Source organism: Bacteroides faecis, assembly GCF_020091505.1.
GTDB classification, from domain to species: Bacteria; Bacteroidota; Bacteroidia; order Bacteroidales; family Bacteroidaceae; genus Bacteroides; species Bacteroides faecis.
The window spans coordinates 3,766,939-3,784,129 of sequence record NZ_CP081916.1; the positions used below are offsets into that span (position 1 = coordinate 3,766,939).

Annotated in this window: 15 protein-coding genes; 7 read left to right on the forward strand and 8 right to left on the reverse strand. The window is 45.1% G+C overall.

Annotated features, from left to right (window positions below):
* Positions 1-120 precede the first annotated feature (120 nt).
* From K6V30_RS14620 to K6V30_RS14645, 6 genes are read right to left on the reverse strand one after another with little or no spacing between them, the layout of a single operon-like run.
* Positions 121-663, reverse strand: a complete 543-nt coding sequence (locus tag K6V30_RS14620; RefSeq protein ID WP_010537601.1) for a 2-oxoacid:acceptor oxidoreductase family protein — start codon at positions 661-663, stop codon at positions 121-123.
* A gap of 19 nt (positions 664-682) precedes the next feature.
* A complete protein-coding gene (locus K6V30_RS14625) occupies positions 683-1,447 on the reverse strand; it encodes a thiamine pyrophosphate-dependent enzyme (protein ID WP_010537602.1) in 765 nt (254 codons plus the stop codon).
* A gap of 12 nt (positions 1,448-1,459) precedes the next feature.
* Positions 1,460-1,636: a hypothetical protein gene (locus K6V30_RS14630; RefSeq protein WP_010537603.1), complete on the reverse strand. Its 177-nt coding sequence runs from the start codon at positions 1,634-1,636 to the stop codon at positions 1,460-1,462.
* A gap of 9 nt (positions 1,637-1,645) precedes the next feature.
* Positions 1,646-2,728: a 3-methyl-2-oxobutanoate dehydrogenase subunit VorB gene (locus tag K6V30_RS14635; protein ID WP_055269181.1), complete on the reverse strand. Its 1,083-nt coding sequence runs from the start codon at positions 2,726-2,728 to the stop codon at positions 1,646-1,648.
* Between the two features lie 12 nt (positions 2,729-2,740).
* A complete protein-coding gene (locus K6V30_RS14640; protein WP_004297419.1) occupies positions 2,741-2,968 on the reverse strand; it encodes a 4Fe-4S dicluster domain-containing protein in 228 nt (75 codons plus the stop codon).
* Between the two features lie 34 nt (positions 2,969-3,002).
* Positions 3,003-3,284, reverse strand: a complete 282-nt coding sequence (locus tag K6V30_RS14645) for a tetratricopeptide repeat protein (RefSeq protein WP_010537605.1) — start codon at positions 3,282-3,284, stop codon at positions 3,003-3,005.
* A 291-nt stretch (positions 3,285-3,575) separates the two neighbouring features.
* Between K6V30_RS14645 and K6V30_RS14650 the strand changes: the two genes are divergently transcribed.
* The 7 genes from K6V30_RS14650 to K6V30_RS14680 all read left to right on the forward strand — a co-directional run bounded on the left by K6V30_RS14650 (position 3,576) and on the right by K6V30_RS14680 (position 15,355).
* Positions 3,576-5,129: an AAA family ATPase gene (locus tag K6V30_RS14650; RefSeq protein ID WP_055269179.1), complete on the forward strand. Its 1,554-nt coding sequence runs from the start codon at positions 3,576-3,578 to the stop codon at positions 5,127-5,129.
* Positions 5,119-6,561: a vWA domain-containing protein gene (locus K6V30_RS14655; RefSeq protein WP_010537607.1), complete on the forward strand. Its 1,443-nt coding sequence runs from the start codon at positions 5,119-5,121 to the stop codon at positions 6,559-6,561. The genes K6V30_RS14650 and K6V30_RS14655 overlap by 11 nt, the downstream gene beginning before the upstream one ends.
* A 122-nt stretch (positions 6,562-6,683) precedes the next feature.
* Positions 6,684-7,163, forward strand: a complete 480-nt coding sequence (locus K6V30_RS14660; RefSeq protein WP_010537608.1) for a DUF456 domain-containing protein — start codon at positions 6,684-6,686, stop codon at positions 7,161-7,163.
* A 516-nt stretch (positions 7,164-7,679) separates the two neighbouring features.
* Positions 7,680-9,524 (forward strand): right-handed parallel beta-helix repeat-containing protein, encoded by a 1,845-nt coding sequence (locus tag K6V30_RS14665; RefSeq protein WP_055270239.1) that lies wholly within the window; start codon positions 7,680-7,682, stop codon positions 9,522-9,524.
* 56 nt (positions 9,525-9,580) lie between these two features.
* The gene (locus K6V30_RS14670; protein ID WP_055270241.1) at positions 9,581-11,827 is read left to right on the forward strand and encodes a glycoside hydrolase family 31 protein; all 2,247 of its coding nucleotides are present in this window, start codon (positions 9,581-9,583) and stop codon (positions 11,825-11,827) included.
* A gap of 30 nt (positions 11,828-11,857) precedes the next feature.
* On the forward strand, positions 11,858-13,666 hold the full coding sequence (locus K6V30_RS14675; RefSeq protein WP_055270243.1) for a corrinoid protein: 1,809 nt from the start codon (positions 11,858-11,860) through the stop codon (positions 13,664-13,666).
* A gap of 117 nt (positions 13,667-13,783) precedes the next feature.
* Positions 13,784-15,355, forward strand: a complete 1,572-nt coding sequence (locus tag K6V30_RS14680) for a sodium:solute symporter (protein WP_055270245.1) — start codon at positions 13,784-13,786, stop codon at positions 15,353-15,355.
* A gap of 49 nt (positions 15,356-15,404) precedes the next feature.
* Here the strand turns inward: K6V30_RS14680 and K6V30_RS14685 are convergent, their stop codons facing one another.
* On the reverse strand, positions 15,405-16,091 hold the full coding sequence (locus tag K6V30_RS14685; RefSeq protein WP_055270247.1) for a vitamin B12 dependent-methionine synthase activation domain-containing protein: 687 nt from the start codon (positions 16,089-16,091) through the stop codon (positions 15,405-15,407).
* Between the two features lie 28 nt (positions 16,092-16,119).
* On the reverse strand, positions 16,120-17,136 hold the full coding sequence (locus K6V30_RS14690) for a uroporphyrinogen decarboxylase family protein (RefSeq protein ID WP_055270249.1): 1,017 nt from the start codon (positions 17,134-17,136) through the stop codon (positions 16,120-16,122).
* Between the last annotated feature and the right edge of the window lie 55 nt (positions 17,137-17,191).

Sequence of the window (17,191 nt, forward strand, 5' to 3'; positions counted from 1 at the left end):
AATTGACAATTGGCAATTGACAATTAACGTCTATATGCGTTATTTTGCCAATTTATGCCGATTGTAAATTGTCAATTAGTATCTCTAATTATCAATTGTCAACTGTCAATTGTCAATTATTTAGACTTCGTGGATTAATTCCATCCCTTTTTTGATCGCTTCCTCGTTCATGGGAATCAAGTGGTGATGGCGTTCCGGAAGAGTTTTCTTCAGTCCTTTGATGACATTTTCCAGTGTCACGATAGGACGGAGTTGCAGCAGTCCGCCGAGTACGATCATGTTGAAGGCTTTCGCGTTATTCATTTCGTTGGCAGCATCCATTGCGTCGATGCGATATACTTTGATATCCTTGCGGGTAGGCGGGTTGATAATTCCATATCCGTCGTAGATCAGGATACCGCCCGGTTTTACCTTGCTTTCAAATTTCTCCAGTGAAGGTTGGTTCAGTATGATCGCCGTATCATATTTGCTCAGGATCGGTGAAGATATCTTGTCATCGCTTACAATCACTGTCACATTGGCTGTTCCGCCTCGTTGTTCAGGACCATATGCCGGCATCCAGCTTACTTCTTTTCCTTCCATCAGTCCGGAATAGGCCAGAATTTTACCCATAGACAATACGCCTTGTCCACCGAATCCTGCAATAATTATTTCTTCTTTCATTGTTCTGTTGACTTTTGCGTTATTCTTTATCTTTTAAATCACCCAGCGGATAGAATGGGAACATATGTTCCTCCATCCATTTATTTGATTTTTCCGGAGTCATCTTCCAGCCGGAGCTGCAAGTAGATACGATTTCAACGAGGTTGGAACCTTTGCCGTTCATCGAATTCTCGAATGCCTTGCGTATCGCTTTCTTGGCTTTGCGGATGGCAGGTACTGATTGTACCGACTGACGGGTTACGTAAGCCGTTCCTTCCAGTTGGGCGGCAATCTCGGTCATTTTCAATGGATAGCCGTGCAGTTCTACATCACGTCCGTAAGGACAGGTAGAACTCTTCATGCCTACCAGTGTAGTCGGAGCCATCTGGCCGCCGGTCATACCGTAGATAGCGTTATTGATAAAGATAATGGTAATATTTTCGCCGCGGTTCAGTGCGTGAATTGTTTCGGCAGTACCGATACAAGCCAGGTCGCCATCACCTTGGTAAGTGAACACGAGACGGTCCGGCCATAGGCGTTTGACGGCAGTTGCTACAGCAGGAGCACGTCCGTGTGCTGCTTCTTGCCAGTCAATATCCAAATAGTTGTAGGCGAAAACTGCACATCCTACCGGAGAGATTCCCACCGTTTTATCTTCCATGCCCATCTCTTCTATCACTTCGGCGATGAGCTTGTGTACCACACCGTGACTGCAACCCGGACAGTAGTGCATGGCATTATCGTTCATCAGAGTCGGTTTCTTGTAAACCAGATTCTCGGGTTTGATTATTTCTTCTTTAGTCATAACTTCTTCTCCTTATCTGTTGGTGAACCGTATAAAAAACTCCATCAGCTTGACAAAGATTGCCGCGCCGCATATGTAGATAAACATTCTAAAATCTTCCTTTCCTGCTACGAAGTAAGTGATGATGGCGGCAAGTGCCAATATCATGAAAAGGATGTTCAGTACGTTCCTTATTTTATCGGGATTCATCGTCTTTCGTTATTTGATTATTTTTTCTTCCAAAGCAGTAACAATCTCGTCGGGATCGGGAACAATACCACCGAGGCGTCCGAAGTGTTCTACCTTTATTTTACCATTAACAGCCAGGCGGACATCTTCAATCATCTGTCCGGCATTTAATTCTGTAACGAGCATACCTTTTACTTTGTCAGCATAGGCTGCAATTGCTTGGGTCGGGAACGGCCACAGAGTAATAGGACGGAGAATACCGACTTTGATACCTTTTTCACGGGCCATTTCCATTGCTTTCTGGCCGATACGTGCCATTGAACCGAAAGCAATGATCAGATATTCTGCATCTTCGCAGTTGATTTCCTCAAAGCGTACTTCGTTTTTTTCAATTTCGCGGTATTTAGCCTGGAAGCGGAGATTGTTTATTTCCATCGCTTCCGGTTTCAGTTCCAGAGAAGTGATAATGTTCGGTTTACGGCCTTGGGTTCTTCCGGTAGTAGCCCACGGGCATTGTTTGATGATTTCCTCGTCAGTGCGACGTGGTTTCTGTGCTGGGAGAACAACTTTCTCCATCATCTGTCCGATTACACCATCGGCAAGAATGATAGCAGGATTACGATATTTGAATGCCAACTCGAAACCTAATGCAACGAAGTCCGCCATTTCCTGTACGGATGCCGGGGCAAGTGCGATCAGTCTGTAGTCACCGTGGCCACCACCTTTTACAGTCTGAAAGTAGTCTGCCTGGCTCGGCTGGATTGTTCCCAGTCCGGGACCGCCACGCATTACGTTTACGATCAAACAAGGAAGTTCGGCACCTGCGATATAGGAGATACCTTCCTGTTTCAAGCTCACGCCCGGGCTTGAGGAAGAGGTTAATACCATCTTTCCGCTACCTGCGCCTCCGTATACCATATTGATAGCTGCTACTTCACTTTCTGCCTGGAGTACTACCATGCCGGTTGTTTCCCACGGTTTCAGTTCGGCCAGCGTTTCCAGCACTTCCGATTGGGGAGTAATAGGGTAACCGAAGTATCCGTCCGCACCGCAACGGATGGCTGCGTGGGCGATGGCTTCGTTCCCTTTCATTAATACAACTTCTTCTGCCATATTCTTTTTCTTTTATTCTACTTTTACTTTATACACTGAGATACATCCGTCGGGACAAACTGTTGCGCACGAGCTACATCCGTTACAGGTATCTTCTTTTACTTGCCAGGCATAGTTATAGCCTTTCATATTTACCTCTTTATTGAGGGCGATTACATCGAGCGGACACGCTACTACACACAGGTTACACCCTTTGCAACGCTCCGTGTCGACTACGATTGCTCCTTTAATTTTTGCCATAATCTCTATTTTATTACGTTATCTTTGAATTCGATTATTGATTGAACATATCTTTGTGGTAGAAATTCAGGATATCTATTGCCATTGTTCTTGCCTGAACAGCGGGACTGTCGGGATTGAGATCAATAGCATACTGGTAGTTATCCAGCGCTTGCTTCCAATCTCCTTTTTTTCGGTAGGCATTTCCCCGTAAATAGTAGAGCATATCTTTATCTTTCTCGACAGAATCGTCTTGGAGAAGTTGGTCCAGTTGCTTAATCGCTGTGTCCACATCCCCTTGATTGATAAGCTCTTTTAGGTTGTCTATTTGCTCCATTTTCTTTCGTCTTTCGGGATTCTGAGACGCAAAGATAGTTTTTATTTGTGTAAATGGGGGTAAATGCGGAAGGAAATTTGCGTCCTTTTGTTTTTATTGCATATTGGGTGAATAAATAGTCAATAATAAATATGCCTTAAGATAATTCTTGAGGATGAATGACAGAATTGAGAGGGAAGTAATCATATTAATAACCGGTAAAAACGTATATTTGCAAGCCGTTTGTTGATAAACAATGTATAGCAGGCAAGATGAATTACATCTTTTTTATGTGCTGAATCAAAGAATAATATGGAAATAAAAGAACGTATACAGTTGCTGCTGTCCGAAATGAACAGGGGAGTGTATGAGAAGGAGGCTGAAATCGGCTTGTCTTTGCTGGCTGCTTTGGCGGGCGAAAGTATTTTATTGCTGGGTCCTCCGGGAGTGGCGAAGTCGATGGTGGCACGGCGGTTGAAGAGAGCTTTTGTTGATGCGAGGGCATTTGAGTATCTGATGTCCCGTTTTTCTACACCTGATGAAATATTTGGACCGGTGAGCATTAGTCGTTTGAAGGAGTCGGATAAGTATGAGCGTGCTGTGAACGGGTATCTGCCTACAGCGGATGTCGTCTTTCTGGATGAAATATGGAAAGCGGGGCCGGCCATTCAGAATACGTTGTTGACGGTGATCAATGAAAAGTTGTTTCGGAACGGAGATACGGAGTTAAAGCTTCCGTTGAAACTGCTGGTAGCCGCCAGTAATGAGCTGCCTACGCAGGGAGAAGGGCTGGAAGCCTTGTGGGACCGCTTTTTGATTCGTATGATCAGTACTTGTGTGAAGCAGGAGGAGGCGTTCTATCAGATGTTGCTGGACGATGGTGATGAAGAAGAACAGGAAACGTGCCAGTGGCAGATTTCGGATGAGGAATATGCCGGGTGGCAGAAAGAGATAAGACAGATCACGGTAGCTGCCGAAGTTCTGTCCTGCATCACGGAAATTCGCAGAAATCTGGAGAAAGTCGGGATCCAAGGTTCGGAAATACATCGGAATGTCTATGTAAGCGACCGTCGCTGGAAGAATATCGTGAAACTGCTGAAGGCTTCTGCTTTTGTTCACGGACGGAAGGAAGCTTGTCTGACAGATTTATTACCCATTTATCATTGCTTGTGGAATGAGCCGGACGAGTGTGCAGATATCCGGCAGATTGTTGTCCGTGCACTATTTGTACCCTGCGTAAAGGAGATTGCAGCTATCAACTTATCGTTAAAGTCGGATCTGAAAGTAAGCCGCGTGCGTGAAGCATTGGAGAAGGCCCGGCAGAAAGGGGATCGCAGGGACGATGATTTGATGATCATCGACCATTTTTATTATCAGATAGAAAATCACGGTACGGGGAATACCTATATCTTTATTGTGGACTATAAGAATCTGAAAGAATATAGTCCGAAGGATGCTCCTGCGACAGGAGTCATGTATGCTGATCCGCTGAATCCGAAGCGGACGATTATACGCACTTTCTCCGATGCCTCCAAAATGAAGGAACAAGGTGCCGAAAGGGTGACTCTTTACAGAGATGAAAAGAATCTTTATATCAATGGTGTCCGTTTTGCGATGCGGAGACTGAAAAGGGGAGAACAACAGCAGTTGTGGCTGGGCAATATGACTCTCACCGACCGGGATTATGAAACGGAACTGGAGACGGCCCACGGTAGGATAGAGAAATTAGTAAAAGATTTGTCTGAGAATATTTTCGTTTCTGAAGAAGACAAGAAAGGGGTTGCACAATATGTGGCGACCATCCGCAAAGAGATTGCCTGGGCACGCGTGGATGTCCGTAAACTGAGATACGGCGATGAGTCTTAGATATGATGCTGCATTTTATGTGCAGGTGTTGGATAGGTATGTAGCGACCGGAGAGTGTGCGGAAGCGGACAATGAACCGTTGTATGCCTATCTGCTTTCCGTCATGAACGATCCGATGATAAGGATACAGGTTTTGAGTGATGAGGTCTGTGCCCGAATTTTCTACGATGCGATGAGTCAGTTTATCCGGCTGAACCTGGAGAAACAAAGATACAATATGCAGAAAAGCCAGTCGGAACAGCAAGGAATGGAACTTGCCCTGGAATGGTCGGAGGTCAAACGGAAAGACGGATGGCAGGCTTTGCTTCAGCAAGTTTCCGACAAATATGGAGGCAATGGCTTCGACCGTGCGTTTTATCAGGGGCAATTCGGTAATGAAGGGAAATATGCCGATGATGAAGTCTGGGAAAGGATGGTGGACGACTGGAAAGAGGCTTTCCAACGGGATTTGCAGGAACAAAAGGAGAAAGAAGTAGAACAGCGCAAGGATGATTTTGAACGCAGGCTCCATGCTAATCTCAGGAATATTCCCGAATATATCCGGCAGAATAATATAGAGAAAGACGAGTTCTATCAGGCATGGGGATTGATGAGCGGTATGTGGAATACCATAGACTTTGAACGGATACGCAAAATAGTCCGTATTCAGAAAGAATATCCGGAAGTAGTCAAGGTAGCCAACAAGATGGGACGTATGGCAGACGATGAAGGAAAAGATCAGTTGCATGTTGCGCAGGGAGATGTGTATAAGATGGAGCATTCATCTAAAAGCGATATTCTGGGTATTACGACAGGGAATGACCTGAACGCATTGCTTCCTACGGAACTGGCGCATTGTGCCGATGATGAACTGGAAGATTTATTTGTCTATAAGTATATTACCCGGAAACTCCAGACTTTCCGTTATAAATCTGAGATTATGCAACCTGCCCGGCGATTGGAAATAAAGCCTGCCACGCAGAAAGGACCGATGATTGTCTGTCTCGATACTTCCGGCAGTATGGTAGGGAAACCGGAAAAGATTGCATATTCACTGTTGATTAAAATATTGGAAATAGCCGACAGGCAACGTCGGGACTGTTTTCTGATTGCTTTTTCTGTTTCCATCAATCCGATTGATGTCCGGAGAGAGAGGGCACGGCTGCTTGAATTCTTCTCGACCACTTCCTGTGGTGACACGGATGCTACCCGAATGCTGAAAGCTACATTCCGGTTGCTCCAGTCAAAAAAGGAATATATGAATGCGGATGTATTGTGGATCAGTGATTTTAAAATTCCGTTGTCTGTGCCGGAACTGACTGACCAAATGCTGGAATATAGAAAAGTGGATACACATTTCTACGGATTGCAGCTTGGAATTGCGGAGAATGAATGGATGCCTTTCTTCGATCGTATATATAGGATCGATTATACTCCTTCTCGCCGTTATTGACAGTTTTTGGAGGATTCGGTTTATTTGCTTAAATTGCTGCCGGAATAGAGGTTCTTGCTGTTCGATAGTATGAGATGTAAACTGATGAAGCAAGGATACGTATTACTTCTAATAGAGTAACTATGTTAGATATTATTTTGATTATACTAGGTGTGCTGTGCCTTATGACGGGATTGATGGGGTGTGTTCTTCCATTTCTGCCCGGTCCTCCTGTCGCATATCTGGGACTGATTTTCCTTCATTTCACGGATAAGGTGCAATATTCCACAACGCAGCTGATCGTCTGGCTGTTGATTGTTGTCGTCATACAAATATTGGATTATTTTACCCCCATGCTCGGCAGTAAATATAGTGGCGGCAGTAAATGGGGTAACTGGGGCTGTATCATTGGGACGCTTGTTGGCCTTCTTTTCTTGCCATGGGGAGTTATTTTCGGTCCGTTTCTGGGGGCAGTGATAGGTGAACTGATTGGAAACAAGGAATTTTCTCAGGCTCTTAAGTCGGGAGTCGGTTCATTAATCGGCTTTATGTTGGGAACCTTATTGAAGTTTGTCGTTTGCGGTTATTTCTGTTACCAGTTTATAATGGGCTTTCTTCGGTGATTACCTTTGGATCACTAACAATCTACCTTTTATTAAAAGTCATTTGAAAGCTACTTCAAGACAGTTTGATAGTAGTTTCAAAAAGTTTCAAGCGCTTGAAACACTTTGTTTCGTACGGTGAAACACTTTGTTTCATTGCTTGAAACACATTGTTTCAAAGCTTGGAACACTTTGTTTCAACCGATGAAACTGATCTTGGAACTACTTGTTTCGTTCTTTTCCTATAGGTACTATAAATCGGGCGTGTATATCTCCGCTAAATGGGCAAACTTAAAGTGACAATAAACGGGTGGATTTTTCTTATTGTCACTCTATTGTCACTTCCTATTATCACCTTTATTGTGTTGCAGGTCAATGTGTTAATGGCGAAAAGTGATAAGTGACAATAAGAACAGTCACTTTTTGCATGAGTAACGGTGAATAATTTTTGGATATCGATCTGTTTTTTGTAAGTCAGACAGAGTACTAAATGGATGTGTGCCCGTCCTAACTATAATAGCACATTGAGATAGTACCATGAAAAAGACTTTTACTGTTTTTGTTTTGATGGCTTCTTTGAGTATGTTTTCTATTCTTTTTGCTGGGGAGATTTACGTATCTCCTCGTGGAAATGACAAGAATGCAGGTACAAAAGAAGCTCCTTATCTTACCTTGAACCATGCCCTCAAGCAGGCTCGTGAATGGAGAAGGCTGAATGCTCCCGAAGTAGCCGGAGGAATTTCTATCCGGTTGGAAGACGGGATCTATGTACAGTCCACTCCTTTGTTTATCAGGCCGGAAGATAGCGGTCGGCCCGATTCGCCGACACTCATAAGTGCAGTGGAGAATGCGCACCCGTTAATCAGTGGCGGAGTTGCAGTTACGGGATGGAAGCGGGGAAGCGAAGATCTGCGGATTGCCAGGGAATTAAGATCAAAAGTTTGGGTGGCAAAGGCACCTCTTGTCGGAAATAGAATGGTAGAAACCCGCCAGATGTGGGTGAATGGCAATAAAGCCCGGCGGGCGTCACAGTTCCCCGATGGAATGATGGAACGAATGATTGACTTTAATCCGGAAGAACAGACGATTACGATTCCTACCCATCAGATAGAGAAGTTGCAAAATGCCGGGCAACTGGAAATGATAGTCCATCAGCGTTGGGCAATTGCCATTCTGCGTGTGAAGAGTATAGACGTCAGAGGGGAACAGTCCGTTGTTTGTTTTCATCAGCCGGAGAGTCATCTGGAATTTGCCCATCCCTGGCCCCAACCTGTCATCGGAGAAGAAAAAGGAAATTCCTCGTTTTGCCTGACAAATGCTTTGGAACTGCTGGACCAGCCGGGAGAGTGGTTTCAGGAATATCCGTCGGGAACAATCTATTATTATCCCCGTTCGGGGGAAGACATGGAAACGGCTGAAGTTATCATTCCGGTTCTGGAAACATTGATGATTGCGGACGGTACGTTGGAACGTCCGATACGGCATATCCACCTGGAAGGAATCACCTTTGCCCATACCTCGTGGATGCGTCCTTCGTATCAGGGACATGTTACTTTGCAAGGGGGATTTCCGCTATTGGATGCTTATAAACTGCATGAACCGGGACTACCGGAAAAAGCGGAACTGGAAAATCAGGCATGGATTACCCGTCCCGAAACAGCAATACGTGTCAGGGGAGCCGAGTATTTTACGTTCAATCGCTGTACGTTTCAACATCTGGCGTCTACCGGACTGGATTATGAATGGGCGGTTTCGTCCTCCGGCGTAGAGAATTGTGTTTTTTCGGATGTCGGAGGTACAGGCATACTGGTGGGTGCATTTCCAGACGGAGGTTTCGAGACACATGTACCTTTTATCCCTTTGGACCAACGTGATTTATGCACGGATATCACTATTAAAAATAACCTGATAACGGATGTGACTAATGAAGATTGGGGGTGTGTGGGTATCGGTGCGGGATACGTGAGCGGTATCGATATTTCCCATAATGAAGTCTGCCACTTGAACTATTCGGGCATTTGTGTAGGGTGGGGATGGACCTCGCTGCAAAGCGGAATGAAAAATAACCGGATAGAAGCTAACTATGTACATCATTTTGCCCGTCGGCTGTATGATGCCGGAGGACTTTATACACTTTCCAGCCAACCGGGCTCTGTGATGCGGAATAACCGGATCGAACATTTGGAAGAAGCACCTTATGCCACCAACGACAGGGCTTTTTATATCTATCTGGACGAAGCTACTGATGGATATACGATTGAAAACAACTGGTGTCCGGCTGAACGCTTCGACTCGAATCGCCCCGGTAACAGGAATGTATGGAGAAAAAATGGTCCGCAGGTGGCGGATGAGATAAAAAATAGTGCCGGAAGAATGAAATAGCACTTGAATCGATCAAGTAACTGAGATAGATCATAAATTAATAAGATAGATTGCAGATGAAACCTACTAATTACCATTTGTTTGATTTCCTTGATTTTGATACTGAGTTATCAAGGGATGAGTCGCTCTGGAAAGCATATAAACCGACAGCCGTTTATGAAAAGGGCGGGGATGTCTGTGTGACAGTCCCTTTTCAGAAACAGCAACTTGCCAATGATATGGCGGCGGATACCACTGCCCCCCAAGAGGAATATACATTAATAATACGTCAGTATAGTACAGGCATTACCCGTTTGTTTCTTGGGTTTGGTGAATATGAACTGACGGACCGGTCGGAAATGTTGCAATTCAGTGAGCGAATCCGGAAAGTTCCTTTGTCTGTGGAGAAGCAGGAAGGTAAATGGGTTCTTTCGACCGAAGACGGAACGAAGCGTGCCGTTATCAATGTGGAACCACCGGTCCTGGACCGGTGGAGTGAGTTATTGCCCGACCCTCAGGAAACACTGGACATTACTTTATATCCTGACGGAAAGCGGGAAATCCGTCTGGCAGCTTATGACCATTTCTCACCTCCCCGCTACGACGGACTGCCCATTGCCTTCTGCAAACGGATGGGGAAAAAGGAACGTGCCACCCTCTCTTTTGAGAGCAAACCGGATGAGTGTTTTGCAGGGACCGGAGAACGTTTCTTCAAGATGGACTTAAGCGGACAGACACTTTTTCTGAAAAATCAGGATGGGCAGGGAGTAAACAACCGGCGTACCTATAAGAATATACCTTTCTATCTCTCCAGCCGGATGTACGGGACTTTCTATCATACGTGTGCCCACAGCAAACTTTCGCTGGCAGGACATTCCACCCGTTCCGTACAGTTCCTGAGTGATCAGGCTATGCTGGATGTATTCATCATAGCGGGTGATACGATGGAGGAGATACTTCGTGGCTATCGTGACCTGACCGGATATCCTTCGATGCCTCCTCTCTGGAGCTTCGGAGTGTGGATGAGCCGGATGACTTATTTCAGTGCCGATGAAGTAAATGAGATCTGCGACCGTATGCGCTCCGGACATTATCCTTGTGATGTCATTCATCTGGATACCGGTTGGTTCAGAACCGACTGGCTGTGCGAATGGAAGTTTAACGAGGAACGTTTTCCCGATCCGAAAGGATTCATACAGCGGTTGAAAAAGAATGGTTACCGTGTATCTCTATGGCAGTTGCCCTATGTTGCCGAAAATGCAGAACAGATCGGGGAAGCAAAAGCGAATGATTATATAGCTCCGCTGACCAGGCAGCAGGACACGGACGGCTCTAATTTTTCAGCTTTGGACTACGCGGGGACTATCGACTTTACTTATCCGAAGGCAACAGAATGGTATAAAGGACTGTTGAAGCAACTTCTGGATATGGGAGTCACTTGTATTAAAACTGATTTCGGAGAAAATATCCACATGGATGCTGTCTACAAAGGTATGAAACCGGAACTGTTGAACAATCTGTATGCCTTGCTCTATCAGAAAGCGGCTTATGAAATAACGAAAGAGGTGACTGGAGATGGCATTGTCTGGGCACGTGCAGCCTGGGCAGGTTGCCAGCGTTATCCTTTGCATTGGGGAGGGGACTCTTGCAGTTCATGGGACGGCATGGCGGGTTCGCTCAAAGGAGGTTTGCATTTTGGTCTGTCGGGGTTTGCTTTCTGGAGTCATGATGTCCCCGGATTCCATACCTTGCCCAACTTCATGAACTCAATCGTATCGGATGATGTCTATATGCGCTGGACACAGTTTGGAGTATTCACATCACACATCCGTTATCATGGAACCAACAAGCGGGAGCCTTGGCATTATCCGGCTATCGCCCCGCTGGTGAAGCAATGGTGGAAACTGCGTTATTCGCTGATTCCCTATATCTTAGAGCAAAGCAAACTGGCAATAGAGAGCGGCAGTCCGTTGTTGCAGGCACTGATCCTGCATCATCCGGAGGATAAGATCTGCTGGCATATCGACGATGAGTATTACTTCGGCAATGAGTTTCTGGTGGCTCCGGTGATGAATAGTGAGAACCGTCGTGACGTTTATCTTCCCGAAGGGCAATGGGTGAATTTCTTTACCGGAGAACGTCTGCAAGGTGGATGCTGGCTGAAAGATATATATGTGCCATTGGAAGAAATGCCGGTATATGTGCGCGAGAATGCCGTGATCCCGATTTATCCGGAAGAAGTGGATTGTACGGACGAAATGGATTTAAGCAAAAGTGTTGTTTTGCACATTGATCAGGATTACAAGGGATTTTGGAAGATATGAAATTGAACAATTAAAAAAGACTGGCAGAGTATGAAAACTTGGAAAACGAATTTAGAAGAGACTCAACAACGTTATATAAACTGGTGGAATCATAAAGGAATTATTCTCTCTATGTGGGAACACTTTCAGGAAGGTGTGAAACCGCATGCGGACATTGCTCCGCCTGCCCCGGCAAAAGACCTGGCGCAGAAGTGGTTTGATCCTCAGTGGCGGGCGGAATATCTGGATTGGTATGTCGCTCACAGTAGTCTGATGGCGGATATGCTCCCTGTTGCAAATACTCAGCTGGGACCCGGCTCTTTGGCTGCAATCCTGGGCGGAGTTTTTGAAGGAGGTGAAGATACGATCTGGATACATCCCGACCCGGACTTTAATGATGAGATTGTATTCAACCCGGAGCATCCCAACTGGATTTTGCATAAGGAACTTCTGAAAGCCTGCAAGGCTAAAGCCAACGGGAATTATTTTGTCGGTATGCCCGACCTGATGGAAGGACTGGATGTGCTGGCTGCTTTGAAGGGGACTGATATGGTATTGCTGGATACGGTCATGCAGCCCGAAGTACTGGAGCAGCAGATGCAGCAAATCAATGATATCTATTTTAAAGTATTTGATGAACTCTACGACATTATCCGCGAAGGAGATGAAATGGCATTCTGCTATTTCTCCTCATGGGCTCCGGGTAAAATGAGTAAGTTGCAGAGCGATATTTCTACCATGATCAGTCAGGATGATTATCGTCGTTTTGTACAGCCGTTTATTCGCGAACAGTGCCGGAAGATAGACTATACACTTTATCATCTGGATGGAGTAGGAGCGATGCATCATCTTCCTGCCCTGCTTGAAATTGAAGAGTTGAATGCGATCCAGTGGACGCCCGGTGTTGGTGAGCCGCAGGGAGGTTCTCCAAAATGGTATGATTTGTATAAGAAGATACTGGCAGGAGGTAAGAGCGTCATGGCTTGCTGGGTGACTCTGGATGAGTTGAAACCTTTATTGGATAATATCGGAGCGGACGGGGTGCATCTGGAAATGGACTTCCATAATGAAAGAGAAGTGGAGCAGGCGATGAGGATTATAGAGGAATATACCGGTTCTTCTGTACCTGTGCCGGCGGATACGGATGGAATCCAACAAGAGACAGGACAAAGTAATGTGCAGGAAAGTATTCGGGTCAGAGAAGAAAAGGATCGGGAAAAGGACCAGCTGAAACCTTTGTATGATGCTATCGTAGCCGGAAAACTGGAACCGGCAGTTGAAGTCACCAGGAAAGCTATCGCTGACGGAGTAGTACCGCAGGATATCATCAATGGATATATGATAACAGCTATGGGAGAAGTCGGGCAACGTTTTCAGGACGGCAAGGCCTTTGTACCGCAACTTTTAATGGCAGGGCGTGCCATGAAAGGGGCTTTGGAACTTCTGAAACCTTTGCTGGCTGGTAATGCGTCAACCACAATCGGAAAAATTGTAATCGGTACTGTAAAGGGGGATCTGCATGATATTGGAAAGAATCTCGTAGCTTCCATGCTGGAAGGCTGTGGCTTTGAAGTGATCAATATCGGCATTGATGTTACCTGTGACAAGTTCGTTGAGGCAGTCAAGGAAAACAATGCTGATATTTTGTGTATGAGTGCCCTGCTGACTACTACCATGACTTATATGAAAGATGTGATTCAGGCATTGGAAGATGCAGGCATCCGCAGTCAGGTGAAAGTGATGATCGGAGGGGCTCCCGTCAGTCAGGGATTTGCCGATGAGATTGGCGCGGACGGATATAGTGATAATGCTAATACAGCCGTGGCAGTAGCTAAAGAGTTGATGGGAAATAAAAAATAACAGGCATGGATTACCTGGTTTTTAACTATATAGTTTATTAAAACCGTGAAATCAGTGTAATCTGTGCCTGAAAGAGAACTATAGTTGAACTTACGTTACTTATTTAATACTTGAATTATGCATGTGAAATTTCTGGATACATTGGATTGGGGTATTCTGATTGCCTATTTTCTGATTCTTATCGCCATAGGTGTTTGGGCAAGTTCCAAACGAAAAAAAGGGAGCAGTCTCTTTTTGGCGGAACGTTCTTTGCGATGGCACCACATCGGATTCTCTATGTGGGGAACGAACGTGGGACCTTCCATGCTGATTGCATCTGCCAGTGCCGGTTTTACTACCGGTATTGTCTCGGGCAATTATGCTTGGTATGCGTTTGTCTTTATATGTCTGCTTGCCTTTGTTTTTGCTCCCCGTTATTTGGGAACCCGTGTTTCGACTCTGCCGGAGTTTATGGGAAAGCGGTTCGGGCAGTCTACCCGCAATATTCTGGCATGGTATACAATTGTTACGATATTGATTTCCTGGTTAGCATTGACTTTATTCGCAGGTGGTGTTCTGATTCGTCAGGTATTCGATATACCGATGTGGCAGTCCGCTTTGATCTTATTGATTATTTCGGCATTCTTCACAATGCTCGGAGGATTGAAGGCTGTTGCCTACACGAATGTCTATCAGATGATTCTGTTGATTCTTGTTTCAGCTACACTGGCTATCGTAGGAATCTGTAAGGTTGGAGGTATCTCTGCCTTGACAGATGCTGTTCCGGCAGACTTCTGGAATCTTTTCAGGCCGAATGATGATCCCGCTTTCCCGTGGCTGCCGATTATTCTGGGATATCCTGTGATGGGAGTATGGTTTTGGTGCACGGATCAGTCAATGGTACAGCCGGTATTGGCTGCTAAGAATTTGAAGGAAGGACAGTTGGGAACGAACTTTACCGGTTGGCTGAAAATATTGGATGTTCCTCTTTATATTCTTCCGGGTATCATCTGTCTGGCTTTGTTTCCGCAGTTAGAGAATCCCGATGAGGCGTATATGACTATGGTAACTCATTTATTCCCTGTTGGAATGGTCGGGTTGGTATTGGCTGTATTGACAGCTGCCCTTGTCAGTACTATCGGGTCGGCACTGAATGCTTTGAGTACTGTGTTTACGATGGATATTTATGTGAAGAAGATCAGACCACAGGCCGGGCAAAAGGAGACCATTCGGGTCGGCCAGATAGTGACGGTAGCCGGTGCGCTGATATCGGTGATTATAACGATAGCCATTGACAGCATTCATGGATTGAATTTATTTAATGTTTTCCAGTCTGTATTGGGGTTCATTGCACCTCCGATGGCAGCGGTTTTCCTTTTTGGTGTTTTCTGGAAGCGTACGACTACTTTGGCTGCTAATGCAGCCCTCACAGTTGGTACGGTATTCAGTATCGGAGTAGGTGTGTTGTATCTATGGGTATTTCCTGCCGACCAGTATACTGCGTGGCCTCATTTTATGTTATTGTCTTTCTATCTGTTTGTTATTATCGGGATAGGAATGATGGTTATCAGTCTATTGGATAAAACCCCTCAGGCTGAGATATTGAATATGGAGAAGATAGAAGCAAAGCCTGCCCGGATAGTACTTGTCTTATGGGCATTGCTTATCGTGACTATGATAGGGCTTTATATCTTTTTTAATGGTCATTAAAGAAGAATTCTCCGGTAAAAGATGAATCATTCGGTAAAGAATAATAGCTTTATTGGTGTTTTCTTTTGCGATAGCAGTTTTCGTAGGTACACAGTCCGCAAGTATACTCAAGCTTGCGGACATCAGTACCTACACCGATTACACCGCTGACAGATTTGATAGGTATCATGAGGCTGGAATCTGTTAACCGAATGCCGCAAGGAGAAGTGACGGGAAACAATGGAAACAGTTTTTGTTGTTCCGAAACGTGCCATCCACAGTAGCCCGGACTATATCGGTTGGTGTGTTTCCAGTTCTTGCTCTGTATATATTCCGCTAAAGCGACTTCCATACAATCAGCTGTCTTTTCTGCGATGACGCTTCCTAATGAATCCGCGATGTATATTTTGACCATATCTCCTTCTTGTTGCAAAGTATGCTGGAATTCCTCAAACTCTATTCCGGCAGTAGCTGCAAAAAAAGCAAAAGCTTCTGAACCTCTTAATTGACGGGCGATGGTTTTACCGATAGAGAAAACGGTATCATGCGTATGCAGGGATTCTTTCTCTGTATCAACCGTACCTTCCGTAAGAAAGAAAGTGTATCGTGGACGAAGCCGGGGGATGACGCGTTTTAGCAACGTATGAGTTTCTTCTATCACCATTGGGTCCGGTATAGAATCTTTGTATCCCATCGCTTCATAAATTTCGGACGATGGGATATGTAAGTCTTGATAAGTGAGTTCTTGTTCAAACATCGTTAAATAGCATTAGCCGGATTATAGGCTAATTCCGCATTGCATTGAATTCTTCCAATGCAGCATAAAAGGCGTCTATATTGGCTAATGGTGTATAGGGTGGCACATCGCAACCACTCGACAAGACGAAGTTTGGATGTGCGCTGGTAGCTTCCAGAAGTTGAAGAGTTGCTTGTCTCATTTCCTCGGGACTTGACATCTTGAAGAGACTGACCGGGTCAAGATTGCCCATTGCAAGAGCATGAACAGGAACTTCTTTTAATGCTTCCTCCATTTTGATTTTATTACCGAAATGATAGGCTGCAGCATCGGTATATACCATAGCTTGCGTACAATTTCCGGTATTTCCGCAATTATGAAGTACAACGGTGAAATGATCATCCTGTACTTTCTCTACTATCTCTTTAACGAATACAGAAGAATATTGCAGGCAATCTTCGTTGGATAACAATCCGGCGGCAGGTTCCGCCATCACAACTCCGTTTACTCCGGTTGCTTTCAGAGCCATGCAATAACGGATAATGAAATCGGTACATTTTCGTAGTAAAGTATTGGCTGCTTCGGGATTGATATAAATCAGCATCATGATTTCGGACATATCATACAATCGTCCCGCTAATGAATAAGGACCGATGCAGCCTGCAAATACCGGACGATCTGTTATATTTCTTGCAGTCAGCATATTCGCTTTAAGGTATTGTGCGATGCGTCCTTTATTCAGTGCCGGTATTTCCAATGCCTCAATAGCTGTTTCGTCTGTCAGCAATCGACCGGATACACTTGGAACTTCATTCTCCGGAAATACGATTTCCGCTCCGAATGCCTCTGCTTCCACTGTTAAATCCATGATAACTGTTGCAGCAGCGGTAGGATATTTATCACAGAGTGCCTTAATCGCTTCATAATGGACTTGTCCGTTTGTTACTGCATCATGGACACTCTTTCCGATAAGCTCAATGCCCGGATGTGTCATGATAGGAATTGCGATCGTTTTTTTATTCTGGATCGTTTGGTCGATCCAGTCTTTCATATTCAGTTTGCCCATAACTTCTGTTTTTAACTTCGTCATATAATAAGACGATGCAATCGCTCTTTTGTAA

Coding starts and splice junctions, on each gene's coding strand:
- K6V30_RS14620 (WP_010537601.1), bottom strand. CDS start 663: ATGAAAGAAGAAATAATTATTGCAGGATTCGGTGGACAAGGCGTATTG.
- K6V30_RS14625 (WP_010537602.1), bottom strand. CDS start 1,447: ATGACTAAAGAAGAAATAATCAAACCCGAGAATCTGGTTTACAAGAAA.
- K6V30_RS14630 (WP_010537603.1), bottom strand. CDS start 1,636: ATGAATCCCGATAAAATAAGGAACGTACTGAACATCCTTTTCATGATA.
- K6V30_RS14635 (WP_055269181.1), bottom strand. CDS start 2,728: ATGGCAGAAGAAGTTGTATTAATGAAAGGGAACGAAGCCATCGCCCAC.
- K6V30_RS14640 (WP_004297419.1), bottom strand. CDS start 2,968: ATGGCAAAAATTAAAGGAGCAATCGTAGTCGACACGGAGCGTTGCAAA.
- K6V30_RS14645 (WP_010537605.1), bottom strand. CDS start 3,284: ATGGAGCAAATAGACAACCTAAAAGAGCTTATCAATCAAGGGGATGTG.
- K6V30_RS14650 (WP_055269179.1), top strand. CDS start 3,576: ATGGAAATAAAAGAACGTATACAGTTGCTGCTGTCCGAAATGAACAGG.
- K6V30_RS14655 (WP_010537607.1), top strand. CDS start 5,119: ATGAGTCTTAGATATGATGCTGCATTTTATGTGCAGGTGTTGGATAGG.
- K6V30_RS14660 (WP_010537608.1), top strand. CDS start 6,684: ATGTTAGATATTATTTTGATTATACTAGGTGTGCTGTGCCTTATGACG.
- K6V30_RS14665 (WP_055270239.1), top strand. CDS start 7,680: ATGAAAAAGACTTTTACTGTTTTTGTTTTGATGGCTTCTTTGAGTATG.
- K6V30_RS14670 (WP_055270241.1), top strand. CDS start 9,581: ATGAAACCTACTAATTACCATTTGTTTGATTTCCTTGATTTTGATACT.
- K6V30_RS14675 (WP_055270243.1), top strand. CDS start 11,858: ATGAAAACTTGGAAAACGAATTTAGAAGAGACTCAACAACGTTATATA.
- K6V30_RS14680 (WP_055270245.1), top strand. CDS start 13,784: ATGCATGTGAAATTTCTGGATACATTGGATTGGGGTATTCTGATTGCC.
- K6V30_RS14685 (WP_055270247.1), bottom strand. CDS start 16,091: ATGTTTGAACAAGAACTCACTTATCAAGACTTACATATCCCATCGTCC.
- K6V30_RS14690 (WP_055270249.1), bottom strand. CDS start 17,136: ATGGGCAAACTGAATATGAAAGACTGGATCGACCAAACGATCCAGAAT.